The 23875-nt window shown below is 63.4% G+C and carries 19 protein-coding genes; 12 read left to right on the top strand and 7 right to left on the bottom strand.

Going from position 1 to position 23875, the window contains the following annotated elements:
* Positions 1–26 precede the first annotated feature (26 nt).
* The 10 genes from JX25_RS00230 (at position 27) to JX25_RS00185 (ending at position 11775) form a co-directional block, all read left to right on the top strand.
* Entirely contained in the window at positions 27–3074 is a 3048-nt protein-coding gene (locus tag JX25_RS00230; protein ID WP_128253135.1) for a response regulator, read from the top strand.
* Positions 3071–3931, top strand: coding sequence for a CheR family methyltransferase (locus tag JX25_RS00225; protein ID WP_128253134.1), 861 nt, complete (start codon positions 3071–3073; stop codon positions 3929–3931). The genes JX25_RS00230 and JX25_RS00225 overlap by 4 nt, the downstream gene beginning before the upstream one ends.
* Entirely contained in the window at positions 3924–5768 is a 1845-nt protein-coding gene (locus JX25_RS00220; RefSeq protein WP_128253133.1) for a response regulator, read from the top strand. Before JX25_RS00225 ends, JX25_RS00220 begins: the two co-directional genes overlap by 8 nt.
* Before the next feature lie 71 nt (positions 5769–5839).
* Positions 5840–6472 (top strand): hypothetical protein, encoded by a 633-nt coding sequence (locus JX25_RS00215; RefSeq protein ID WP_128253132.1) that lies wholly within the window; start codon positions 5840–5842, stop codon positions 6470–6472.
* A 126-nt stretch (positions 6473–6598) separates the two neighbouring features.
* The gene (locus JX25_RS00210) at positions 6599–8290 is read left to right on the top strand and encodes a catalase (protein ID WP_128253131.1); all 1692 of its coding nucleotides are present in this window, start codon (positions 6599–6601) and stop codon (positions 8288–8290) included.
* Between the two features lie 190 nt (positions 8291–8480).
* A complete protein-coding gene (locus JX25_RS00205) occupies positions 8481–8993 on the top strand; it encodes a ferritin-like domain-containing protein (RefSeq protein WP_128253130.1) in 513 nt (170 codons plus the stop codon).
* A gap of 60 nt (positions 8994–9053) precedes the next feature.
* The gene (locus tag JX25_RS00200) at positions 9054–9875 is read left to right on the top strand and encodes a manganese catalase family protein (protein ID WP_128253129.1); all 822 of its coding nucleotides are present in this window, start codon (positions 9054–9056) and stop codon (positions 9873–9875) included.
* Between the two features lie 95 nt (positions 9876–9970).
* Positions 9971–10423 (top strand): DUF2243 domain-containing protein, encoded by a 453-nt coding sequence (locus tag JX25_RS00195; RefSeq protein WP_128253128.1) that lies wholly within the window; start codon positions 9971–9973, stop codon positions 10421–10423.
* A complete protein-coding gene (locus tag JX25_RS00190; protein WP_128253127.1) occupies positions 10423–11193 on the top strand; it encodes a cytochrome c oxidase assembly protein in 771 nt (256 codons plus the stop codon). The genes JX25_RS00195 and JX25_RS00190 overlap by 1 nt, the downstream gene beginning before the upstream one ends.
* A 48-nt stretch (positions 11194–11241) precedes the next feature.
* Positions 11242–11775 carry a DUF2585 family protein gene (locus tag JX25_RS00185; protein ID WP_164876010.1) on the top strand — a complete coding sequence of 178 codons (534 nt, stop codon included), beginning with the start codon at positions 11242–11244 and terminating at the stop codon, positions 11773–11775.
* On the opposite strand, the gene JX25_RS00180 is transcribed toward JX25_RS00185, so the two are convergent.
* From JX25_RS00180 to hemA, 7 genes are all read right to left on the bottom strand, one after another.
* Positions 11741–12934 carry a glycosyltransferase gene (locus tag JX25_RS00180; protein WP_164876009.1) on the bottom strand — a complete coding sequence of 398 codons (1194 nt, stop codon included), beginning with the start codon at positions 12932–12934 and terminating at the stop codon, positions 11741–11743. The two genes, JX25_RS00185 and JX25_RS00180, sit on opposite strands and share 35 nt — an antisense overlap.
* A gap of 51 nt (positions 12935–12985) precedes the next feature.
* Positions 12986–14152 carry an MBL fold metallo-hydrolase gene (locus JX25_RS00175; protein WP_206611500.1) on the bottom strand — a complete coding sequence of 389 codons (1167 nt, stop codon included), beginning with the start codon at positions 14150–14152 and terminating at the stop codon, positions 12986–12988.
* Positions 14153–14207: 55 nt separating this feature from the next.
* Positions 14208–15524, bottom strand: a complete 1317-nt coding sequence (locus JX25_RS00170) for an NAD(P)/FAD-dependent oxidoreductase (protein WP_128253124.1) — start codon at positions 15522–15524, stop codon at positions 14208–14210.
* Positions 15521–15808, bottom strand: a complete 288-nt coding sequence (locus tag JX25_RS00165) for a hypothetical protein (protein ID WP_206611499.1) — start codon at positions 15806–15808, stop codon at positions 15521–15523. Before JX25_RS00165 ends, JX25_RS00170 begins: the two co-directional genes overlap by 4 nt.
* An 801-nt stretch (positions 15809–16609) precedes the next feature.
* On the bottom strand, positions 16610–17614 hold the full coding sequence (gene cydB / locus JX25_RS00160) for a cytochrome d ubiquinol oxidase subunit II (RefSeq protein WP_128255119.1): 1005 nt from the start codon (positions 17612–17614) through the stop codon (positions 16610–16612).
* Complete coding sequence (locus JX25_RS00155; protein WP_128253123.1) at positions 17604–19028, bottom strand: cytochrome ubiquinol oxidase subunit I; 1425 nt, start codon at positions 19026–19028, stop codon at positions 17604–17606. The genes cydB and JX25_RS00155 overlap by 11 nt, the downstream gene beginning before the upstream one ends.
* A gap of 195 nt (positions 19029–19223) precedes the next feature.
* Positions 19224–20465, bottom strand: a complete 1242-nt coding sequence (gene hemA / locus JX25_RS00150) for a 5-aminolevulinate synthase (protein ID WP_128253122.1) — start codon at positions 20463–20465, stop codon at positions 19224–19226.
* A 140-nt stretch (positions 20466–20605) separates the two neighbouring features.
* On the opposite strand from hemA, the gene JX25_RS00145 reads away from it, so the two are divergent.
* Positions 20606–22039, top strand: coding sequence for an aminotransferase-like domain-containing protein (locus tag JX25_RS00145; RefSeq protein WP_128253121.1), 1434 nt, complete (start codon positions 20606–20608; stop codon positions 22037–22039).
* 561 nt (positions 22040–22600) lie between these two features.
* Positions 22601–23863, top strand: coding sequence for an ABC transporter substrate-binding protein (locus JX25_RS00140; protein WP_128253120.1), 1263 nt, complete (start codon positions 22601–22603; stop codon positions 23861–23863).
* The last annotated feature ends 12 nt before the right edge of the window (positions 23864–23875 follow it).

Genomic DNA, 23875 nt, shown 5'->3' with positions numbered 1-23875 from the left:
CAGCCCGCAAGGGCATGGGAGGGTAGATGAGGGATCATCGCGAAACAGGCATCCTGATCGCCATTTTGGCGCTGGTGCTGGGCGTCTTCGTCATCGATCTTATGGTTCCCTTGGGAACGGCGGTCTGGATCATCTATACGATCCCCGTGATCCTTGGCTATCTTGCGCGCCGCCCCACGGTGCCGCCCATCACTGCGGTGATCGTGTTCGCCGCGATGGTCGCGGGCCTTCTGCAGCGCAACGACGGGATCGACCCGCGGGTTGCCGCCACGAACCGCGCAATGGCCATCATCGTCGTCATGATCCTTGGCATCGCCGGATATTCCTTCGTGAAGAACCGGGTGCAGCTGCGCCGGTCCGAATGGCTGCAGGAAGGCCAGATTGCCGCCGTCCGCGCCGCCGAGGGGGAGGTGGACACACCCGTCATGGCGCAAAGCGTTCTGGCCGCGCTGGCGGGAAAGATGCAGGCGCGCGCGGCCGTCTTCTATCTGCGCGAAGGCAACAGCCTGCGCCGGATCGCGGGATGGGGCCTTCCGGCCGGCGATGCCGTGCCAGCCCATGTCGCCACTGGTGAAAGCCACCTGTGGCGCGCCGTCTCCGAACGCCGTGTCATCCTGCTGGAAGGGCTGGAGGAGGGGGCGCTTCCCTTCGGCTCCGCCCTTGTGCGCGGCAAGGCGGGCACCGTGATTCTTGCCCCCGTGATCGACGAAGGGCGGATCAACGGCGTGGTGGAACTTGGTTTCGATCGCCCTGTCATGCCCCGCTATCTTGAACTGATGGAACGCGTGGGCGATGCGATCGGCATCGCGCTGCGGTCCTCGGAAGACCGGATGCGCCTGCGCGCCCTGCTGGAGGAAAGCCGCAAGCAGGCCGAGGAACTGAAGGCCCATGGCGAGGAACTGGCTGCCAGCAACGAGGAACTGGCCGAGCAGACCCGCGCCCTGCAGGAGAGCCAAACCCGCCTTGAACACCAGCAGGCCGAGCTTGAGGAGCAGAACGCTCAGCTTGAAAGCCACTCGCAGGAACTTGCGCTTCATCGCGACCAGCTTGCCCTCTCGGAACGCCGGTTGGAGGAACAGGCCCGCCGCCTTGCCACCGAAAGCCGCTACAAGTCCGAATTCGTGGCAAACATGAGCCACGAGTTGCGCACCCCGCTGAACGCGCTGCTGATCATGGCGCGGCTTCTTGCCGACAATCGCCATGCCAACCTGACGGCGGAACAGGTGAACTGGGCCGAAACCATCGAAAGCTCGGGCAATGATCTGCTGGCGCTGATCAACGACATCCTGGATCTGGCCAAGATCGAATCCGGTAAGCTGGACATTTCCCCCGAAGAGGTGCGCCCCGCCGACGTTCTGCGGAAGCTGGAGCGGGCCTTCGGCGCACAAGCGGCCGAAAAGGACCTGAATCTGCGGACCGAGGTGCCGGACGATCTGCCGGTGCTGCACACCGATCCCGCCCGGATGGAGCAGGTGCTGCGCAACTTCCTCTCCAACGCCATCAAGTTCACCGAGCGTGGCGAGGTTGTCCTGTCCGCAAGGCGCGACGAAACCGGCATCGCCTTCTCCGTGCGCGACAGCGGCATCGGCATTGCCGAGGCCGATCATGAAACGGTGTTCGAAGCGTTCCGCCAGGCCGATGGGACGATCAATCGCCGGTTCGGCGGAACGGGCCTTGGCCTTTCCATCAGCCGCGAGCTGACCGAGATGCTGGGCGGCCACCTGTCGCTGGACAGCGCGCCCGGCAAGGGCAGCACCTTCACGCTGCATCTGCCTGCCCGCGCAGACGCCCCTGCCCCGGCGGAAGTGGCATTTCCCGCGCCCGCGCCCGTCGCCTTGGTGCCTGCAGTGACCGTTGCCGATGACCGCGAGGTTCTGAAGAACGACATGCGCCTGATCCTCGTGGTGGAGGACGACCCCGCCTTTGCCCGCATCCTTGTCGATCTGACGCATGAACTGGGCTTCCAGTGCATCGTGGCCGGCACGGCCGAGGATGGCGTTCTGGCCGCGCGGCAATACATGCCCAGCGCCATCGTTCTGGATGTGAACCTGCCCGACCATTCGGGCCTGTCGGTGCTGGACCGCATGAAGCGCGACACGCGCACGCGCCACATCCCCGTGCACATGGTCTCGGTCGAGGATTACACGCGCGAGGCGCTGGCGCAGGGGGCGCGCAGCTATATGCTCAAGCCCGTGAAGCGCGAGGAGCTGGCGCAGGCGCTGGACACCATCGAAACGCGCTTGGACCAGCGGATGCGCCGCGTCCTGATCGTGGAGGATGACCCCGCGCAGCTGGAAGGCCTGAAGGCGCTGCTGGGCGGCAAGGACGTGGAAACCATTGGCGCGGCCACCGCCGCCGAGGCGCGCGAGAAGATGGCGACTCAGTCCTTCGATTGCATGGTGATGGACATGACGCTGCCCGACGCCTCGGGCTTTGATCTGCTGGAGGCGCTGGACGCCGATGCCGATGCGGCCTTCCCGCCCGTCATCGTCTATACCGCCCGCACCCTGTCCGAGGCGGAGGAGCTGCGCCTGCGCCGTTATTCCAAGTCCATCATCATCAAAGGCGCGAAATCGCCCGAACGGCTGATCGACGAGGTGACGCTGTTCCTGCACCAGGTCGTTTCGGACCTGCCCGAACGGCAGCAGAAGATGCTGGCCGCTTCGCTGAACCGCGACGCGATGCTGGAAGGCCGCCGGATTCTGGTGGTCGAGGATGACATCCGCAACGTCTATGCCCTGACGGCGGTGTTCGAGCCGCATGGCGCCGAGGTGAAGATCGCCCGCAACGGTCGCGAGGCGCTGGAAGCACTTGGCCGGGTGGCCGACAGCAGCGCCCCCGCCTTCGATCTGGTGCTGATGGATGTGATGATGCCGGAAATGGACGGGCTGACGGCCACGCGCGAAATCCGCGCGCAGGATCGCTGGAAGAACCTGCCCATCATCATGCTGACCGCCAAAGCCATGGCTGACGATCAGGAACAATGCCTTGCCGCGGGGGCGAACGATTACCTGCCCAAGCCGCTGGATGTCGACCGTCTTCTGTCGCTGACACGTGTCTGGATGCGCCGATGAGGGAAGGTGTTGGCAGTCAGCCGGTCGAGGAGATCGAGCTGGACCTGTTCCTTGAGGCGCTGCACCAGCGCTGGCACTATGACTTCCGTGCCTATTCGCGCGGCTCGTTGATGCGGCGTGCCCAGCTGGCGCGGGACAGGCTGCATTGTGCCACCCTGTCCGAGGTTCAGGCAAAGGTGCTGCACCAGCCCGATCTTCTGCCCGAGGTGATCGACTGCATGACCGTCCAGGTCAGCGAGATGTTCCGCGATCCGCCCTATTTCGCGATGTTGCGCAGCCACGTGATCCCGCATCTGCGCACCTTCCCGTCCCTGAAGGTCTGGGTGGCGGGGTGCAGCGAGGGCGAGGAGGTCTATTCCCTTGCCGCCATGTTCCGCGAGGAAGGGCTGTTCGACCGGACCATGTTCTATGCGACCGAGATCAACCGGCGCGCCCTGGCGCGGGCCGAAGCGGGGATCTATCCCGTGGAACGCATGGCGCTGTTCACCGCGAACCACCAGCGGTCGGGCGCGCGCAATTCGCTGACGGATCATTACACGGCGGCTTATGGCGCGGCGGCGATGGACCGGCAGCTTCGGTCGCGGATCGTGTTCGCCGAACACAGCCTTGCCACGGACCAGGTCTTTTCGGAAATGCACCTGATATCCTGCCGGAACGTCCTGATATATTTCGATACGGCTCTTCAGGACCGTGCCATTGGCCTGTTCCGCGATGCATTGGTGCGGGGCGGCTTTCTTGGCCTTGGTGCGCATGAAACCCTCCGGTTCTCGGTCCATGCCGAGGCCTTCACCCCCTTCGCGGAGCCCGAACGCATCTGGCGGCGCAATTCCAAGCGAGAGGAGCTGGCGCATGTCTGACACCGTGCACTTCCTGATGGTGGATGATCTTGACGAAAACCTGACGGCGCTTGAAGCCCTTCTGCGGCGCGACGGACTTGTGCTGCACCGTGCCCGCTCCGGCCCCGAGGCGCTGGAGGCGATGCTGCATCAGGACTTCGCGCTGGCCCTGCTGGATGTTCAGATGCCCGGCATGGACGGCTATGAACTGGCCGAGCTGATGCGCGGTATCGAACGGACCCGGAAGATCCCCATCATCTTCGTGACGGCCGCCGCGCTGGATGAGCGCCGCCGCTTCCGCGGATACGAGGCAGGGGCGGTGGATTACATCACCAAGCCGATCGATCCGATGATCCTGCGATCCAAGGCGCAGGTGTTCTTCGAGATTGGCCGTCAGGCCGCCGAACTGGCCCGCCAGCGCGACGAGATGCGCGCCGTGTCGCTGAACCTGACCACGGCCATGGCGCGGCTTACGGCGCATCTGGACAATTCGCCCCTGGCGGTGGTTGAAGTGGATGGCGATCTGGTTATTCGCCAATGGTCCAAGGGGGCCGAACGGATGTTCGGGTGGCCTGCCGCCACCATGATCGGCCAATGTGCCCGCTGCTGCGGCTGGCTGGCAGAGGAGGAAGCCTCCGAGGTGCAGGATCGCCTGCAGGCCATGCTGGACCCTGCAAGTGCCCATCGCGGCGCGCTGAATTTCCGCGCCAGGAACGCCGACGGGCGCATCGTGGATTGCGAAGGATATGGTTCTGTCATTCCGGCGGGAAGTGCCACCGGAAACTATGCGCCGCAAACGATGAACCTGCAGATCCTTGACGTGACCGAGCGGCGCCGCGCCGAGGAAATGCGATCCGTTCTGGTGGGGGAATTGAACCACCGGGTCAAGAACACGCTGGCCAATGTGCAGGCCATCGCGCGGCAAACGGCGCGTCATGTGCCCGATCCCGACAGGTTCGTGGAAACCTTCATGGGGCGGCTTCAGGCGCTGGCCAAAGCTCATTCCATCCTCAGCGACGAAACGTGGTCGGGTGCGGACCTCGAAGAGCTGGTCGCAGACCAGATGCGGCTTGGCGCCCTGACCGAGGACCGCGTCCACCTGTCCGGAGATCCGGTGCGCCTGTCGCCCGCGAACGCCCTGCGGATGGCGCTGACCCTGCACGAGCTGACGACGAACGCGGTAAAATACGGCGCCCTGTCTGTCCCCGGCGGACGTGTTTCGCTGGACTGGAAACAGGAGGGAGAGGTGCTGACCTTTCGCTGGGCCGAAAGCGGCGGTCCCGTTGTCACGCCCCCGGCGCGCAATGGCTTCGGCTCCACCCTCATCGCGGCGAATACCGGCAGTGAAGGGGGCGAGGCGCAGGCCGACTGGCGGCCCGAGGGTGTGGTCTGGACGCTGACGATGCAGGCCAATGCACCCGCCGAAGGGCCAGCCCGCACGGCAGCCCTCCCGGCCGAACAGCAGCAGGCACAGCCTGCGGGCGACCTGTCCGGCCATCGCGTTCTGGTGATCGAGGACGAGGTGCTGGTCTCCATGGAAGTGGCGACCGAGATCGAGGGCGCCGGCGGCACCGTCACCGGCACCGCGCATCGTGTTGACGAGGCGCTAACGATGATCCGCGATACGAAGGCCGATCTTGCGATCCTGGATGGCAACCTGCACGGCGAAACGGTGGAACACGTCGCACGCGCCCTGACGGATCGGGGCATCCCGTTCTGCTTCCTGTCAGGCTATGGGCGGGAGCATCTGCCGAAAGGGTTCGCGGCCTCTCCGGTGGTGGAAAAGCCGTTCAGCGCGTGCCAGCTTGTTCGCACGTTAAGTGGGCTCGCACGGCCTGCTCACGTAACGTCGAATTAACCTTTCTGCGCGACTTCTCTTTTCCAAGCCGCAGGCGACGCTGCGGCTGCATCCGGAAAAGAGAGGGAACGATGTATCGCCAAATCCTGTGCGCATTTGCCTGCACGCTTGCCGCTGCTTCTGCCTCGCAGGCGCAAGATCTGACGAAAGGCGGCCCGGCTGTCAGCCTTGGCACCTCCACGCTGGGCATTACGGTTGAGCCGTCCCTTCGGATCGGCGGGCATTGGGGCCTGCGCAGCCCTATCGGCACTGCCACCTTCAACCTTGAGGACGAAAGCAAGGGCAACACCTATTCGGGCAACATGGACATCGGCGGCCTTGGGCTGCTGGCGGACTGGTATCCGGTCGCATCCAGCGGCTTTCGCATTTCGGGCGGGGTGTTCTTCACCGATTACAAGGCGGACCTGACGGCCAGAAACGTCAGCATCGGCGGCTATGTCACGGATCTGAATGCGCGCATCCGGCAGGACAGCCGCATCCTGCCTGCGATCGCCATCGGCTATGACGGGCGGCTGGGTCGGCATGCGACGCTGTCCGTCAGCGTGGGCGGCATGTTCGGCAACGAGTTCACGGTGCAGGCAAGCGAAAGCAGCGGCCTTGTGCCGCAGGATCTGGTGGATGCCGAACTGGCCGATATCCGGGACGACCTGAAGGATTACGACGTCATTCCGTATATCCAGCTTGCGCTCGGGTTCCGCTTCTGACGGTCAGCGCAATGCTGCTGGCCAGACCTTCGCAAGGCATGGGTCGGCGGCATTGCGCCCGCGCAGGTTGATCCCCTGCCACACGATCCTACCATCAGCCGTCCACAGCCCTCCGGGAGAGAAGCCATGGACCGCCCCACATCGAAAGACGACAAGACCCTGACGAACCGGCAGGGCCACCCGATCACGAACAACCAGTCCCAGCGCACAGTGGGCCCGCGCGGTCCGGCCACGCTGGAAAACTATCACTTCCTTGAAAAGATCACCCATTTCGACCGCGAGCGCATCCCCGAGCGCGTGGTCCATGCGCGCGGCTTCGTCTGCTATGGCGAGTTTGAAGCCACTGGCATGATCGGCGATGAGCCGGCCTCGAAGTACACGCGCGCCAAGCTGTTCCAGGAAAAGGGCAAGAAGACGCCGCTGGCCATCCGCTTTTCCACCGTGATCGGCGGGCGCGACAGTTCTGAAGTCGCCCGCGATCCGCGCGGCTTTGCCGTGAAATTCTATACCGAGGACGGCAACTGGGATCTGGTCGGCAACAACCTTGCCGTCTTCTTCATCCGCGACGCGATCAAGTTCCCCGACGTGATCCATTCGCTGAAACCCGATCCGGTCACCTTCCGGCAGGAACCGAACCGCATCTTCGACTTCATGTCGCAGACGCCCGAATCCATGCATATGCTGACACACCTGTTCAGCCCGCGCGGCATTCCGGCCAGCTATCGCCACATGGAAGGCTTTGGCGTCAACACCTACAAGATGGTGAATGCCGAAGGCGGCACGGTGATCGTGAAGTACCACTTCCACCCGCGCCAGGGCATCGCCAGCCTGACACAGGCCGAGGCGGAGAAGGTGCAGGGCAAGGACTTCGGCTCTGCCTCCAAAGACCTGTTCACGGCGATCGAGAAGGGCGATTTTCCCAAGTGGGACATGTACGTCCAGATCATGGAGGATCACGACCATCCCGAACTGGACTGGGATCCGCTGGATGATACCAAGATCTGGCCCGAAAAGGACTTCCCGCTGCGCCATGTCGGCGTGATGACCCTGAACCGCAACGTCGAGAACTTTTTTGACGAGAACGAGCAGATCGCGATGGGCACGGGCGTGCTGGTCGACGGGCTGGACTTTTCCGACGACAAGATGCTGATCGGGCGGACCTTCTCCTATTCCGATACGCAACGTTACCGCGTCGGCACCAACTATCTGCAATTGCCGGTGAACCAGGCAAAGGGCGCTAGGGTCGCCACCAACTACGATGGTGGGCAGATGTCCTTCGGGCGCGACATTGCGCAGGGCCAGAACCCGCATGTGAATTACGAACCCTCCATCCATAATGGGTTGCAGGAAAGCCCGCGTGAACAGCCTAACAACCCGCCGGAGATTCATGGCCGCCTGACGCGCAGCGTGATCGAACGGCGCAACGATTATGTTCAGGCACGCGCCCGCTACTGCACCATGATGCAGTGGGAACGGGACGATCTGGTGCTGAACATGGGCACCCTGCTGGGCGACTGCGAGCGCGATGTGCAGGAACGGATGGTCTGGCACTTCCTTATGGTGCACGACGACTACGGCACCCGCGTGGGCGAGATGCTGGGCATCAGGCCTTCCGATGTTTCTGGCCTTCAGCCCCTGCCCGGCCAGGTGCTGACCGAGGAGGACGAGCGTCGCCGCGCCAGCCTCGGCTCCAACAATGACGAGATTGACGAAAACGTCTGGGGCCAGTGGACAAGCTCGGTCAAGAACTACCAGGCGAGCGCCGAGGAGGTCCTGGGCGGAACGGTCCGGACCGGCATGGACAAGGCAGCCGAATAAGGCACCGAAGGGCGGTCCCGCGGGGGCCGCCCATTCCATACGCGGAAAACCCCGCACCGCAGGAACCAAGGCCGGTCGGCATAAGTTTCCGCCATACGATTGCAACAGACAGACCCGGACGGCACGGCCGTTACCCCCCAGAAGCACTGGCGGGGACCTGTCCGCGCCTGCCGAATGATCAGGAGTCATCATGCAAAACGTCGCCACCGCAAACGAAGTTTTCATCACCGGCCTGAAGAACGCCCATGCGATGGAAAACCAGGCCCTGTCGATCATGAAGCCGCAACTGAAGCGGATCGAGCATTATCCCGAGGTCGCTGCGCAGCTGGACCTGCACATCACCGAGACTGAAGGCCAGATCCAGCGGATCGAGGAGATCCTCGATCGCCTTTCGGAGTCGGCCTCGGGGCTGAAGGATGCCGCGCTGTCCGCTTCCGGCGCGATGGCCGCGCTGAGCCATACCATGGCCAGCGACGAGATCCTGAAGAACAGCTTCGCCAATTTCGCCTTCGAGCATTTCGAGATCGCGGCCTACACCTCGCTGCTGACGGCAGGCGAGGAAAGCGGCGCTGCAGACCTGCCCCTTCTGCGCCAGAACCTTGATGAAGAACTGCGCATGGCCGAATGGCTCCAGGACAACCTTCCGGCCGTGACGCGCAGCTATAGCGCGCTGTCGGGTTCGGGCGAACGCGCTGACGTGTGAACCGGAGGTGGCGCGGCTTGCGCCACCTCAAAATCGCCCACCAACCCCACTGGAGATGACATGTTCTATACCGACAACCGCCTGCAACACCCCGTCCGCGTGGACAAGCCCGATCCATTGTTCGCCCGCGCCCTGCAGCAGGCGATCGGTGGCGTCGAGGGAGAGATCCGCGTCGCCATGCAGTACTTCTTCCAGGCCTGCGGTGCCCGCGGCAACACGAAATACCGCGACATGCTGATGAACACGGCTGCGGAAGAACTTGGCCATATCGAGATGCTGGCCACCGCCGTTGCCCTGAACCTTGAGGGCGCCCCGCTGAGCCTGAAGGAAGAGATGGCCAAGGATGCCGCCATCCACGCCGCAATGGGCGGGATCAACATGAAGAACCTGCTGTCCTCGGGCCTGTCGGCCATGCCGGTGGACAGCGACGGCGTGCCCTTCGACATGTCCCACATCTATGCAAGCGGCAACATCGCCGCCGACATGACGGCCAACATCGCGGCGGAATCCACCGGCCGCACGCTGGCGGTGCGCCTTTACAACATGACCGACGACAAGGGCATGAAGGACATGCTGTCCTATCTGATCGCGCGCGACACCATGCACCAGAACCAGTGGATGGCCGCGCTTGAGGAACTGGGCGGCGCTTCGGCCTTCCCCATTCCCAACAGCTTCCCGCAGGAAGACGAAAAGACCGAGTTCAGCTATGCCTACCTCGGTTTCCAGAACGACGGAAGCGAACCGGCCCCCGGCCGCTGGTCCGAAGGCCAGTCCATGGACGGCAAGGGCACCTTCACCACCAAGGTGATGGAACCGCTGGGCGAAAAGCCCGACCTCGGCAAGGCGAAGCCGAAATCGGGCGCACAGTCCGAACAGATGTAAGACAGGCGCTGCGGCAGGCTTCAAACCTGCCGCAGCGGGTGGACGGGTGCATCATCGGCCCTAGGATTTGAACGGATCGCCGCGAAGGATGCCAGATGGCCCCCACCCCTGCCGGACAAGCGCATGATACCCGCCGCTCTCTCCTTGCCGCGTTTTTGCTGGGGGCCGGGATCATGGCGGGCGTTGACGAGATCCTGTTCCACCAGATCCTGCGGTGGCACCATTTCTTCGACCGCTCCACCCCCGCCATCGCCATCATCTCGGACGGGCTTCTGCATTCGGCAGAGCTGATCCTGATGGTCCTTGGCTTTTTGATGTTCAACGACCTGCGCCGCAGAACCATGCTGTCGGCGGCACATGCAAAGGCCGGCTTCATGCTGGGCCTTGGCGCGTTCCAGTTGTTCGACGGCATCGTCAATCACAAGATCCTGCAACTGCACCAGGTGCGCTATGTCGATCCGGTCTGGGCCTATGATCTGGCGTGGAACGCGGTGGGCGCGGCGCTTCTGATTTGCGGACTGGCGCTTTTGCGGCGGGCACGGGGTTGATGCATCACGACCCGCCTTCGCTTTTCATCCTGCTTGTGGTGCTTCCGGCGGCGGCGCTGATGCTGTACCTGCTGGCCCTGCGGCATGAGTCGAACTGGCCACGCCACCGCATCATCGCCTTCGCAACCGGCATCACGCTGCTGATGCTGGCCGGAACGCCCCGGATCGCGGATTGGGCACATCATGATCTGCGCGGCCACATGATCCAGCACCTTCTGCTGGGCATGTTCGCGCCGCTTGGCCTTGTTCTGGGTGCACCCGGCACATTACTTTTGCGGCGGCTTCCGGTTCGTGCGGCACGGCGGGTGGCGGCGTTTTTCGGCACCATCCCGCTGCGCATCCTGACGCATCCCCTTACGGCGGCCCTGCTGGATATCGGCGGGATGTTCGTGCTGTATCTGACGCCCCTTTTCGCGATCAGCATGCAAGATCCGGTGCTGCACATCCTGCTGCATGTGCACTTCGTTCTGGCGGGCTATCTTTTCACGTGGTCGATCGCGGGTCCCGACCCTGCCCCGCATCGCCCCGGTCTGAAGATGCGGATGTTGGTGCTGTTCCTTGCCACGGCGGCGCATGGAATCCTGTCGAAGATCATGTACGGTTACGGCTTCCCCCATGGTACGCATGCCCCGCTGGCACAGGTGGAGGCAGCCGCCCTTTGGATGTATTACGGCGGCGATCTGGCAGAGGCGCTTCTGGCGGCAATGCTGCTTGTGATCTGGCTGCGCAGGCGTGGCGACATCGCCACGATGCGACCAGTTGCCGCCTGACTTGGCTGCGGGGTCGGGCGCCATATCTTCATCCTCATGTCGAGCCTGATGCGAACTCCGCCACCCGTCCTGCCCGCCGTGGCGGTGATCCTTGTGCTTCAAACCGCACTGCTGCTGTTGGTGGGGCGCAATTTCGGCTGCGATTGTGGCGGAACGCGGTTGTGGCAGGGCAGCATGGACCCCGCGCACAACTCCCAACACCTTTCGGATCCCTATTCGTTCCTGCATCTGGGATTCGGGATGGCGCTTTTGGCGTTCTTCTCGGCCATCCGGCCGCATTGGCGGCGGCGGCATCTGGCGCTTCTGGTTCTTGTCAGCTCTGCCATATGGGAGGTGATGGAGAACCAGCCCGTCATCATCGCCCTCTTCGGATATGACGCAGGCGACCCGTTGGCCTATGACGGCGATAGCATCGTGAATTCGCTGGGCGATACGGGGTTCACGATGATCGGTGCGCTGATTGCCCTGGGGCTGCCTCTCTGGGCGATCGTGGCCGTGGTGGCTGCGATCGAGCTGACGCTGAGCGTGACGATCGGCGACGGCTATGTCATTGCGCTGCTACGAGCGATTGGGCTCCTGTAAGCGCCGCCTCGATCCGGCTGACGGCAAGGGGAACGCCGGGGCCATGGCCGAAGGCGCGGGCCCGGTTGCGGAACCCCGGCTCCTCCAGCAGGCGCCGGATGGAGGTGGTAAGCGCGTCCGTCCGCAGCCAGTGGCGGGAATGGCGCAGCGCCACGCCGTGATGCACCAGCCGCGCCGCAACCCCCGGCTGATCGAACGCCACGGGAATGGCCAGCATCGGCACGCCCCGTGCCAGCGCCTCCATTGCAGTGTTCAGACCAGCATGCGTGATGCAAAGGTCGACACGATCCAGCACCGCCTCTTGCGGGACGTGATCGCGCACCCATGTGGCGCCAAGGCTGTCCGCTTCCTGCGCCGTCAGGCCGCCGGAATGAGAAACCAGAAGCTGTGCGCCCGCGGACCGGCAGGCGGCGGCAATCTTGCGCAGAATCCCCGCGCGATGACCCTGTACCGTTCCCAAGGAGGCATAAACGAATGGCCGCGCCGGATCGGGCTCGATGTCGGCGGGAAATTCCTGAAAGTCAGCCCTGCGCAACGGGCCGGTTTCCACCACCGATGAATGGCTGCGGGGAAAATCGAAGCCCGGCAGGGTTTGCGACAGGGTCAGAAACGGCGAAAGGCAATCTGCCATTCCGTTGCGCGGCCCGATGCCGAAGCAGCCCGCCCAGTGCGAGATTGCCGCGTTCTGGCGGTGCAGGATCAGACGGGCCACCCGCTCCCCCCCGCGGTTGCGTTTCAGGCCACGGGGGCTGGGATCATAGGGCCAACCAAGAAAGGGCAACGGGATGCCCGGCTCCGCCTCCAGCGGCAAGGCGCAGGCGACCGATACCAGCGGAAGGCCAAGATAAGCGGCGATCAGTCCGGCGGCAGGTTCCATCTGGTCGCCAAGGACGGCATCCACCGCCGGAACGCGCCCGGCATTGCGGCACAGCAGATCGGTCCGGTCGGCGCTGCGCGCGATGGCACGCCCCTGATCCCCGCCGCAGGATGACGTGATGCCCACATGGATTACCTCGACCCCCTGCCCCGTGCGCGGCAGGGGGCTGCCTTCGGGCAGCAGGAAGGTGACGCGGTGGCCGCGTGCCACAAGCCCCCCCGCCAGCGCCGAAAAGGCGTGCAGGTGGCTTGCATAGGGTGGGCAGAAGGCGGCGAAGTGCATGCGGCGTCCGGTCAGCAGGGCGATTACCCTGCCCCTTTTCCGCATCTAGTGTTATGCGCCGCCCCTGCCAGTCAGGTATCGGCTGGTAGCGGGAAGACCCAGTTCCCTAAACCTGTGCGCCAGAAGATCCAGCGCTGCCGTCATGTGCGGACCTGCCACGGCATGACCGTGACCTGCCACGATCAGGGCAGGATCCAGATCGCGCAGCCGCCGCACCGATGCCGCAGCCGCTTGCCAGTCGGAGGTGAAGTAGGCGGGAGGGCCATGAAGCTCCGGCATCTGCATCGCGGCACCACAGGCCGATTCCTGCCGCGTCGTCACGATGGCGTCACCCGAAAGAAGCACGCGCCGCCCCTCGTGCCAGAGCGACACGTGACCGGGGGCGTGACCGGGTGTGTGGATCCACGACCAGCCATCCAGATGGGGAATCGAGCCATGGACCGGCAGATCGTGCAGATGGTCCGAAACATCAACGGGGCTGCGCGGGAACACGGGGGAGGTGGTGGCCATCATGCCGCCGCCCACCTCGGGCGCGGCCGGGGGATAGGAACGGGTGCCATCAAGGAATGGGCGTTCCTGCGGGTGCGCGAAGACCGGCACCTGCCAATGATCCGCAAGCGTCCGCAGCGCGCCCACATGATCGAAGTGGCCATGCGTCATAAGGATGGCGCGGGGCGGCACGTTGCCGAAGCGCCGCCGTGCCGCGGAAAGGATGGCCCCTGCCGTTCCGGGCAGGCCGGCATCCACCAGAACCCAATCATCGGATGTGCCGATAAAGGCCACGTTGACGATGCCAAGGCGCAGATACGCAAGATCGGGCGCCAGTTCCCACACATCCCCCCTGCGCGTGGCAGGTGCCCATGCCGCGCGCGGCAACGGGACGCCCTTCGGCCCCTCGGGCGAGGTCAGCAGTGCGGCAGCGAACGAGAAAGCCGCATAGCCCATCATCGCCTGCCGGATTACCCGATCAGGTTCCGAAAGGGCCGTTCCTGCAACGGCAATGCCCTGGGCTGCATCCAGCACCCGGTGTTCAGCCAATGTCAGTGCGCCGGAACTGCCGCGACGATAGCGTGTGGCAAGGCTGTAAGCGGCAACACCCAGGCCTGCCAGGGCAAGCGGGCGAACGGCACGGCGGGGCCAGCCCAGAAGCGATGGCCCTGCAATCAGCGCGGCAACGGAAACGGCGTCCAACGTGGCGTGCAAACGTGGCGGGATCATATGACCTCCTCCGGCATCCTGAGGGGCAACGATCGTGCCACGCGCATGTTCCCGTTCAGTGAACTTCGGGCTTCGGCGCCACCCCGGGCGAGGTGGCGGCAGGAACCTGTGGCGGTGTTTCATCGATCAGGCGGGCACCGCGCTGGCGTGTCAGATAGCGCCAGACCCATTGGATCGTGACCAGAACCCGCTTTTCCGCGTTGATCAGAAGATAAACGTGAACCAGCGCCCAAAGATACCATGCCAAACGGCCCTTCATGCGCCGCTTGCCGAAATCGAAAACGGCCGCGTTGCGCCCCACCACGGCGGTGTTGCCGCGGTTGCGGAAGGTGAAAGCTGGCACAGGCTCCCCCCTCTCGATCAGGGCCCGCAGGGCGCGACCCAAATGTTCGCCCTGCTGCTTGGCCACCTGCGCAAGCGCCGGCAGCGGCTTGCCATCATCGGCGGGCATGGCTGCCGTGTCACCAAGGGCATAGATGCCGGGATAGCCTTCAACGGTCATGTCACGCGCGACGGGCATCCGGTTGCCGCGATGCGTCTGCACCCCCAGCCATTGCGCGGCAGGCGATCCGCGCACCCCCGCCCCCCAGACGACGGAACCGACCTGAATGGTCTCGCCGCCCATGGTCACCGAACTGTCCGTCATCGCCTCCACCGGGGTGTTGGTGACAACCTCGACCCCATGGCGCACCAGATAATCGCGCGCATAGTCGGAGAGTTCTTCGGGAAAAGCCGACAACAGACGCGGGCCGGCTTCGATCAGCATGACGCGCAGATCGGCAGGGCGAATGTTGCGGAAATCGCGCGGGATCATGTGACGGCCAAGTTCAACCATCGCGCCCGCCATCTCCACCCCGGTGGGGCCACCGCCGACCACGACATGGGTCAGAAGGGCACGCCGCAGGTCGGGATCATCCGTCGCTTCAGCCTGTTCATACGACAGAAGAAGCCGTTGGCGGATCACCCGTGCCTCGTTCACCGTTTTCAGGCCGGGGGCATGGGTGCGCCAATCATCATGCCCGAAATAGTCGTAGTCGGAGCCCGTCGCCAGCACGAGGTAGTCATAGCTGATCGGAGCCCCATCCTTCACCGTCACTTCGCGGGCGGCGCTGTCCACGCCGGTGACCTCGGCCATCTGCACGCGGATGTTCTTCCAGCGGCCAAGTGCCTTGCGAATGGGCTCTGCGATATCAGACGGGGAAAGAGCCGCCGTGGCAACCTGATACAGCAGCGGCGTGAACAGACTGTGGTTCCGGCGATCAAGAAGCAGAACATCCGCATCCGCGCCGCCCAGTTGCCGCGCACAAGCAATGCCGCCGAACCCGCCACCGACGATAACAATGCGTGGCCGCTTCCGCATCATCGCTGTCATCCCACATCTTCGTCCGGCGCAGGCTGACGAGCAACGCGCGCGAGGCTGAGCAGGCGAGAGACTTCCTCGGCAATAGCCAGTCCCGTCGCCACACCATCGGTGGGAACGGCACCCGGATCCTCCTGCCCGTCCCGAAGAACAGCACGATCCTCCAACCGGTCCGCCAATTGGTTATCATTCACTAGCGCGATCATCTGGGCCAGAACCTGACGATGCGCGATCAGCATACCCTCCAACCGGTCAATGCGGCCTTCCGAGCTGCTTTCGGGTGTCTCCCCCGCCATTGTCATTCTCCTTCCAAGGATGCCACGTGGATCTGCATGGCCGTTGGCAAGGCGGCGTTTCGACGCCTCCGGATCCCGAAAAAGGTCGGACCAACAGCACGATGAACCAGCTAGCTTGAAAGGCTGCCAAGGCTAGCCATGACCGAAAGGTTACACGTTTTCCCAATCTGTCAGGCTATGGCTCGAAGCGGAACTCCATTCTGCGGCTCTTGTCCGACCATATTTCGAGGCCGATCAAAGCTGACCGCTCTCAGTGCCACTGTCCCTTGGCGAGACGGATCGGCCAACGCCGCATACGACCCTTTCCGAAGGTCAGAAGAGGTGGCTCGCGGGGCAATAAGGGGTGACACGAAAGCCCCAAACCGGTCATTCAGGGCCTGTGTTGATGCTGCAGGTGCAGCAAGACAGGCTAATGACTTTTCACCTTCCAACTAGCTCTAGGACCGGGGCGACCAGCGCACGATGCGGTCTCCCCCATGACGTGGTCGCTGCATGCAACAAGTCTGCATGCACTATCCCCACATTCCCCTGATCCGCCAGCCAGCGTGTTCATGACGAGAAGCTTGGGATCACCTCCACACTTTAGCGCGGCTCCACGGGGCTTTTCGATGAGGTTGGTGGCAGAGAGACGTTCAGTGTGAATGATCATAACCCGCAGCATCTGGGATGCTGCGGGTCGCTTAGTCTCAGTCTCAGGCTAAGCCAAGAAGAGGCGGATGATCAGCCCTACAACCGTTACCGTGCCAACCCCCGCCAGCCAAAGGCCAACGAACCAAAGTCCTTTTCGAACTGCATCCGACATTAGTGATATCCTTCTTCCGGGTCGATCTTCCCGCGGAACACCCAGTAGGCGTAACCGGTATAGGCCAAAATTGTAGGGATGAGGACCGCCGCCCCTACAAGCAGGAAGGTCAGGGATTCGGTGGGTGCGGAAGCCTCCTGGATCGTAAGCGCACCCGGAACGATGTAAGGGTAGAAGCTGATCCCGAGACCAGTGAAACTCAGCAGGAAAAGGCCCAACGCCGCAAGGAACGGCTGCAGGTGTTTGTCGGTCTTTAGCCCATGCCAAAGCGCGTAACCGCAGATCAGCAGCAAGGCTGGCACCAGTGCCGAGAAGAAGGCCGTAGGCCAGCTGAACCAACGCTCGAAGTAGATCTCGTGAATGAACGGCGTCCAGATCGAGATGACGCCGATCAGCACGAACATCGCGGCACAGGACCAAAGCGCAAGCTTGTGAGCTTTCGCTTGCAGGTCACCCGAAGTCTTCAAGTTGAGCCAGGTCGCTCCCAAAAGAGTGTAACCGACAAGAACCGCGACGCCGGTCGTAAGGGAGAAGGGCGAAAGCCAGTCCCACGTTCCGCCCGCGAAAGCCCGATCTTCGACCGTGATACCCTGCACCAGCGCGCCTACAGCAATGCCTTGGGTGAACGCGGCAACGATGGAGCCGAGACAAAAGGCCCGGTCCCAGAAGCGGGATGTCGCGTGAGTCCGCCAGCGGAACTCGAATGCCACTCCCCGGAAGATCAGCGCCAGCAGCATGGCGATGATCGGCCCGTAAAGAGCCGGGAGGATCGTGGCGTAGGCGACGGGGAAGACGGCCATCAGGCCGCCGCCCCCAAGCACCAGCCAGGTTTCGTTTCCATCCCAGACCGGTGCGATCGAGTTCGTCATGACATCCCGGTCACGCCGCTCAGGGAAGAACGGGAAGAGGATGCCGACTCCGAGGTCGAAGCCATCCAAGACCACGTAGGCGAGGACCGCGAAAGCGATGATGGCAGCCCAAATTACCGAGTAATCAAACCACATGGCCGTCTCCTCCATCAGTTTCCTGTTGCGCGGGGCCGGGTGTGATGCCGGCCGTGCGGATAGGTCCCTTGTCCAACTCGTGATCCTCGATCATCACCGGCGGCCGCCGCATCAGCTTGATCAGGTAGACGGAACCGATGCCAAAGACCGCGAAGTAGACCAGGATGAACGCGATGAGCGACGTGCCGACAGACTGCGCCGACAGGGGCGAAATGCTGTCCGATGTTCTCATGAGACCGTAGATTGTGTAGGGCTGGCGGCCGACTTCGGTCGTATACCATCCCGCCAGAACGGCCACGAGACCAGACGGACCCATCAGCAGCGCTGCGCGGTGCAGCAACCGGTTCTTGTAGAGGGTCCCGCGCCAGCGACACCAGAGCGACCACATGCCAACGGCCAGCATCGCCATGCCGAGCGCGACCATGATGCGGAAGGTGAAGAACGGCATCAGGGCGGGTGGTCGATCTTCCCGGGAAAATTCTTTCAGACCTTTGATTTCAGCGTTCGGGTCATGCTTGAGGATTAGAGATCCAAGCTTCGGGATCTCGATCGCATAACGGGTGACCTCCGCCTCGTCATCCGGCAATCCGAAAAGGATCAGCGGGGCGCCGTTCGGGTGTGTTTCGTAGTGACCCTCCATCGCCGCGATCTTCGCGGGCTGATGTTCCAGCGTGTTCAGGCCGTGCATGTCTCCGACGAAGATCTGGACCGGCGTCATCAGCGCCGCCATCCACATGGCCATCGAGAACATGATCTTGGCCTGACGGTTCGTCCGGTCGCGCAGCAGGTGCCAGGCGCCGACACCCCCAACCACGAACGCCGTCGTGAGGAAAGCGGCCAGCACGGTGTGCACCATACGGTAGGGGAAGGACGGGTTGAAGACGATCGCCCACCAGTCCTCGGGATGGAATATTCCGTTCGCGTCGATAGAGTAGCCGACAGGCGTGTGCATCCAGCTGTTGGCCGAGGTGATCCAGGTGGCCGAGATCAGCGTGCCGATCGCGACCATCGCAACGGCGACCATGTGCATGCGCTCGCCGACGCGGTTTCGGCCGAAAAGGGCGATCCCGAGGAAGCCGGCTTCAAGGAAGAAGGCGGTCAGGACCTCGTAACCCATCAGCGGTCCGATGATCGACCCGGCCTTTTCCGAGAAAACGGACCAGTTCGTGCCGAATTGATAGCTCATCACGATGCCCGACACGACGCCCATGCCGAAGGTCACGGCGAAGATCGTCTTCCAGTATTCGAAGAGCTTCAGGTAGGACTCGTCGCGCTTCCAGAGCCACAGCGCATTCAGGACCGCGAGATAGCTCGCCGTCCCGATCGACATGGCGGGGAAGATGAAGTGGAACGAGATCGTGAAGCCGAACTGGATCCGTGCGAGAAGTTCGGCAGACAAACCGAAGAACGTCATGTCCGCCCCCCCCTTTTATCCCAAGGAGCAAGGATGTGCTCTGGTGAAGTTATGGCACATTGGGTCATGTGGGTATTGCCTCCTTGCCCAAGTCCTGCGCGTGTTGGCAGATAGTGAAAATGCACCGGCGGAAGGGTCAATTCTAACCGACCCTTGGTTGCATGGTGTTCCGCCGACGAACGAAGAACCGGATGATCAGCTGTGCCTCTGGGCACCCCATCGATCCTTCCGCCGCCAGCCCATCTCTGTGCCAAGCGCTTCGAGCGAATTGACAAGCGCGTCGATGTGATCGTCGGTGTGCTGCGGCGACGGCGTTAGCCTCAGGCGTTCTGTGCCGCGCGGCACGGTAGGGTAGTTGATCGGTTGGGCGTAGATGCCGGACACTTCCAGCAGCAGTTCGCTGGTGAGAGAGGCCTGCCGGGCGTCACCGATCATGACGGGAACGACCTGTGTTTCTCCGTCGAGGGTCGGGATGCCAGAGTAGTCAAGGCGATCACGTAGCTTCCGGATCTGCCGGAACATGCGTTCCCGCAGCAGATCGGCGCCTTTGATGATCTCCAACGAAGCCGACGCACCGGCCGCGATGTAGGCCGGCAACGACGAGGTGAAGATGAAGCTTTCCGCATAGGAGCGCACGGTGTCGACCGCAGCGCTGCTTCCGGCGATGTAGCCGCCGACAAGGCCGAAGGCCTTCGCAAGCGTCCCCTGGATCATGGTGATGCGATCGGCAACCCCGTCGCGCGCTGCCACACCTGCGCCAGCGGGACCATAGAGGCCGACCGCATGGACCTCGTCAAGGAAGGTAAAGGCGCCGTGCTGCTCGGCGAGATCACAGATCTCCCGGATCGGGGCGATCGAGCCGTCCATGCTGTAGACGCTTTCGAACGCGATCAGCTTGCTGTGGCCGGCCGACGTCTCGGCCAGAAGTTCGGCCAGGTGCTCGACATCATTGTGACGGAAGATCCGAACCGTGGCGCCAGATCGCTTCATCCCCTCGATCATCGAGTTGTGGTTCCCGGCATCCGAGAAGATGACGCAGTCGGGCAGGATCCGGCCCAGCGTGCCCAAGGCCGACAGGTTCGCCACCCAGCCGGACGAGAAGAGAAGCGCCGCTTCTTTGCCATGCCAAGCGGCAAGTCCACGCTCCAGCTGCAGGTGGGCGGGGTGCGTGCCGGAAATGTTGCGCGTCCCACCTACACCGGCTCCATACATCAATACGGCGTCGGTGACCGCTTCGAGGACCTTGGGGTGCTGCGAGAGGCCAAGATAGTCGTTCGAGCACCAGACGGTCACGTCGCGCGCTGTCCCACCAGGCTTCTCCCAAAGGGCTTCAGGACGGCTACCTTCCTTCATTCGGATGGAACGGAAGGTCCTGTAGCGCCGCTCGTCCCTCAGTTTCGACAGGGCGGCTTGAAATTCTGCATCGTATGTGGCCATGAGACTTGCGTCCTTGAGAGCTACGGCTGAATGACGAGGACGACAACGATGTATGTATGGGTTGACGTCACGATGTGCATATACTTACATGCAGCTAGACTTACAATAGACATACACCTACATGCAACAGGTGAAATCGCATGACAGCCGCGAAATCGAGCCACGCCTTGTCTTGGGTCCCGAACATCGATCGCGATGCCGGGGCGCTCTACCTGCTCATCGCTGAAGCCTTGGAGCGCGACATCCGGAGCGGGCAGCTCAAGAACGGCGCAAAGCTTCCGGCGCAGCGTGCTCTTGGGGATGCGTTAGGCGTGGACTTCACGACCGTCACCCGCGCCTATACCGAGGCGCGCCGCCGGGGCCTCATCGAAGGCCGTGCCGGTCAGGGCACCTTCGTGCGAAGACTGCAGCAGGATGAGGTGACGCGGGATCCGCAACCCGACAGCCTGACCGTCGACATGACCATGAACCTTCCACCACGTTTTGTGAACGACGCGGTATCACGGGCCATGTGGTCGGACATCTCATCCCTGTCCGGGGTCCGGCCGGACGGAGGCGACGGTCTCGACACGCTGTTGCACTACCATGTCCCCGGCGGCACGCTGGATGACCGCGAGACCGGTGCAAGATGGCTTGCACCGCGCATCCCCGGTATCGGTGCTGATGACGTGCTACTCTCTTCCGGAGCGCAGGGTGCAATCTTCGCTCTTCTGACGGCTCTCGTCCCTTCGGGCGGGACCGTCCTGTCGGCCGAGCTAACCTATCCCGGCATGATAACGGCGGCCGATCATCTCCGGATTCAACTGGTCGGCCTAAAGATGGACGGAGATGGCATCTGCCCGGAGGCGCTGGAGGCTGCATGCCGAAAACATCCAGACGCCGCGCTCTACTGCAACCCGACGCTCCACAACCCGACGACCCTTACCATGTCGCTCGGCCGCCGACAGGAGATCCTCCGGATCGCGCAGGCATACGGGATCGCAATTATCGAGGACGACGCCTATGGCGCGCTTGTTCCGGAGGCGCCGCCGCCCTTGCGCGCTCTTGCGCCCGAAATGGTCTTCTATGTCGCGGGCCTAGCCAAGTGCCTGTCCCCGGCCCTGCGCGTGGCCCACCTGGTTCTGCCGACCGGCCGCCTGCGCCATACTCGGGACGTGGGATCGGCCCTTCGCGCGACGGCGTCCGTGGTGTCATCGCTGACGGCCTCGGTTACGGCAAAGTGGATCCAGACGGGGACCGCTGAACACGTGGTGCAGGAGATCCGGAAGGAGACCCGGGCCCGCCATGAGATCGGGTGCGCAATCTTGCCTGAGGTCTTCGAAGCGCATCCACCGGAGTCGTTCCATGTCTGGCTCGAGTTGCCGCACGGAATGAAGCGCGCCGATTTCGCGACGCGCCTCGGATCCGTAGGGGTCGGTGTGGTGCAGGCAGATGCCTTTGCCTTGCGTGATGTGCCCGAAGCGGTGCGGCTCACGCTGGGGGCTGCCAGAACGCGGCAGGACCTTGAGCGGGGGCTGGGCCATGTCGCGGATGCCCTTGCCGGGCCGGCGCGTGCGAAGGCCTTCGTCGTGTGATGTGTGCCGTTTCAGCAGCTTGCACGTTAGGTGCCGGAGGTAGAATAATGGAATGGCCCTTCGGCCGTCCACTCAGTGGCGAATGCCTTCCAGCAAAGACGAGCGGGCCTCCCCGACATCACCCGAGGCCGATTGCGGATTCCATCCGGCCTTGTCGCCCTCGGCAGGGACGCGAACGACTCCACCCTCCTACCCCGAGTTCATGCGCTGCTGAAGAGTGAGGCTGCTCATCGAGAAAGAGCGTAGAGCCTGCCTTGACGGGGCGGATGATCAAGCCATTCAAGCCTTGACCGTCACTCCCATAGCTTCCGCGTTGCAGCGAACGGCCGCTCCGTCCCACCATCATCCCTGACGCCGCCACTCGGAGAGAACCGCAAGCCCTACTACATCGTTCTCTGAAGGCTTCGGACGTGGGACGCATGATCTGATCTCCGGGTTCCATGGTTGAATCCGCCGCTGACCGCTGAGGCCCGGCTGTCATTCATCCTTCACGCGATGGTCAGGTTTGTGTCGTCTCTGGCCGCTAGGTCTCCTGCAACTCCAATCGCACGAGGCTGCATCATGCTACCGAAACTGCACATCGCCGGGCTGGCCGCAGTCGCCGCCCTCCTCACATCCACCGCGGCGCAGGCGCAGGCGCAAGTGGACGTCACCTTCTGGCACAGCTTCGGCGGCAAGTCCGAAGAAGCGCTGAACACCATCGTGGAGCGGTTCGAGGCGACCAACCCCGACATCCACATCGAGCCGGAGCACATCGGCAACTACGAGGAGATCGTGACCCAGCTTCAGGCGGCGATCCCCGCCGGGCGCGGTCCGGATGCGGTCATCATGGAGGTCACGCGCTATGGCCTCTTCGCCGACCGCGGCGTGCTGATGGATCTCACGCCCTACATGGACGCCGATCCGCTGAAGCAGAACCTCTACCCCTTCGCGCAGGAGATCGGGATCTACAACGGCAAGAACTACATCGTGCCGTTCAACTCCTCGACGCCCGTCACCTATGTGAACCGCGACATCTTCAAGCGCGCGGGCTTCGACGAACTGCCGCCGCTGACCACCTTCGCCGAAATCACGGCCGCCGCAAAGCAGATCCAGGAGCGTCTGGGGGAGGACGGCATTCGCGGCATCGCGGCACCCGGCCAGTTTACCCGCTGGGGTCTCGTGATGGGCAACGGCAGCGACCTCGTGGACCGCACCACGAACGAGGTGATGCTGGATACTCCCAAGACGATCGACGCCTACAAGTGGATGGCCTCACTGGTGAAGGACGAGCACGTCGCCTCCGAGGACAATGTCACCGACGAGGACAGCGGCGGCGAGCAGTTCCTCGCGGGCAAAGTCGGGATCATCTTCAACTCCACCGGCAACTTCGGCGGAAACTACCGCGCGCTTGGGGACAATCTGAGGGTGCTGCCAATGCCCTGCAACGATGGCTGCTCGGTTCCGATCGGGGGCGCCGGGATCGGCATCCTCGACAGCGCGGACCAAGAGGTGAAGGACGCGGCCTACAAGTTCATCAGCTTCGCGGCGAGCCCGGAGTCGAACGCCCTCTGGTTCGCCACGACCGGCTACATGCCCATCAACCGGCTGACGGCGGAAGAACCGGTCGCGAAAGAGGCGATGGCCGGCCAGCCTGGGATCGACGTGGCGATCAAGCAGCTGGACGTGGCCCATGGCCGCGCCCGCCCGCCCTTCGTCACCTGGATGCGGACGCAGGAATACGACCTCTGGCAGGCGATGGCGCTTGGCCAGCGCGACGTGACCGAGGTCATGACTGAGTTCGCGGACCAGACCCGCGCCGAGGCTGCCCGCCTGTCGCAGTGACATCCTCCGCGC

The organism is Falsirhodobacter deserti (assembly GCF_004015795.1).
Lineage (GTDB): Bacteria > Pseudomonadota > Alphaproteobacteria > Rhodobacterales > Rhodobacteraceae > Falsirhodobacter > Falsirhodobacter deserti.
This window is presented reverse-complemented; position numbering and strand designations above follow the sequence as displayed.

What these genes read in the sequence shown, in the direction of transcription:
- JX25_RS00175 (WP_206611500.1), bottom strand. Translation starts at nt 14,152, where the DNA reads ATGATCCCGCCACGTTTGCACGCCACGTTGGACGCCGTTTCCGTTGCC.
- JX25_RS00225 (WP_128253134.1), top strand. Translation starts at nt 3,071, where the DNA reads ATGAGGGAAGGTGTTGGCAGTCAGCCGGTCGAGGAGATCGAGCTGGAC.
- cydB (WP_128255119.1), bottom strand. Translation starts at nt 17,614, where the DNA reads ATGTGGTTTGATTACTCGGTAATTTGGGCTGCCATCATCGCTTTCGCG.
- JX25_RS00140 (WP_128253120.1), top strand. Translation starts at nt 22,601, where the DNA reads ATGCTACCGAAACTGCACATCGCCGGGCTGGCCGCAGTCGCCGCCCTC.
- JX25_RS00145 (WP_128253121.1), top strand. Translation starts at nt 20,606, where the DNA reads ATGACAGCCGCGAAATCGAGCCACGCCTTGTCTTGGGTCCCGAACATC.
- JX25_RS00180 (WP_164876009.1), bottom strand. Translation starts at nt 12,934, where the DNA reads ATGCACTTCGCCGCCTTCTGCCCACCCTATGCAAGCCACCTGCACGCC.
- JX25_RS00230 (WP_128253135.1), top strand. Translation starts at nt 27, where the DNA reads ATGAGGGATCATCGCGAAACAGGCATCCTGATCGCCATTTTGGCGCTG.
- JX25_RS00170 (WP_128253124.1), bottom strand. Translation starts at nt 15,524, where the DNA reads ATGACAGCGATGATGCGGAAGCGGCCACGCATTGTTATCGTCGGTGGC.
- hemA (WP_128253122.1), bottom strand. Translation starts at nt 20,465, where the DNA reads ATGGCCACATACGATGCAGAATTTCAAGCCGCCCTGTCGAAACTGAGG.
- JX25_RS00215 (WP_128253132.1), top strand. Translation starts at nt 5,840, where the DNA reads ATGTATCGCCAAATCCTGTGCGCATTTGCCTGCACGCTTGCCGCTGCT.
- JX25_RS00190 (WP_128253127.1), top strand. Translation starts at nt 10,423, where the DNA reads ATGCATCACGACCCGCCTTCGCTTTTCATCCTGCTTGTGGTGCTTCCG.
- JX25_RS00220 (WP_128253133.1), top strand. Translation starts at nt 3,924, where the DNA reads ATGTCTGACACCGTGCACTTCCTGATGGTGGATGATCTTGACGAAAAC.
- JX25_RS00195 (WP_128253128.1), top strand. Translation starts at nt 9,971, where the DNA reads ATGGCCCCCACCCCTGCCGGACAAGCGCATGATACCCGCCGCTCTCTC.
- JX25_RS00210 (WP_128253131.1), top strand. Translation starts at nt 6,599, where the DNA reads ATGGACCGCCCCACATCGAAAGACGACAAGACCCTGACGAACCGGCAG.
- JX25_RS00155 (WP_128253123.1), bottom strand. Translation starts at nt 19,028, where the DNA reads ATGACGTTCTTCGGTTTGTCTGCCGAACTTCTCGCACGGATCCAGTTC.
- JX25_RS00165 (WP_206611499.1), bottom strand. Translation starts at nt 15,808, where the DNA reads ATGGCGGGGGAGACACCCGAAAGCAGCTCGGAAGGCCGCATTGACCGG.
- JX25_RS00205 (WP_128253130.1), top strand. Translation starts at nt 8,481, where the DNA reads ATGCAAAACGTCGCCACCGCAAACGAAGTTTTCATCACCGGCCTGAAG.
- JX25_RS00200 (WP_128253129.1), top strand. Translation starts at nt 9,054, where the DNA reads ATGTTCTATACCGACAACCGCCTGCAACACCCCGTCCGCGTGGACAAG.
- JX25_RS00185 (WP_164876010.1), top strand. Translation starts at nt 11,242, where the DNA reads ATGCGAACTCCGCCACCCGTCCTGCCCGCCGTGGCGGTGATCCTTGTG.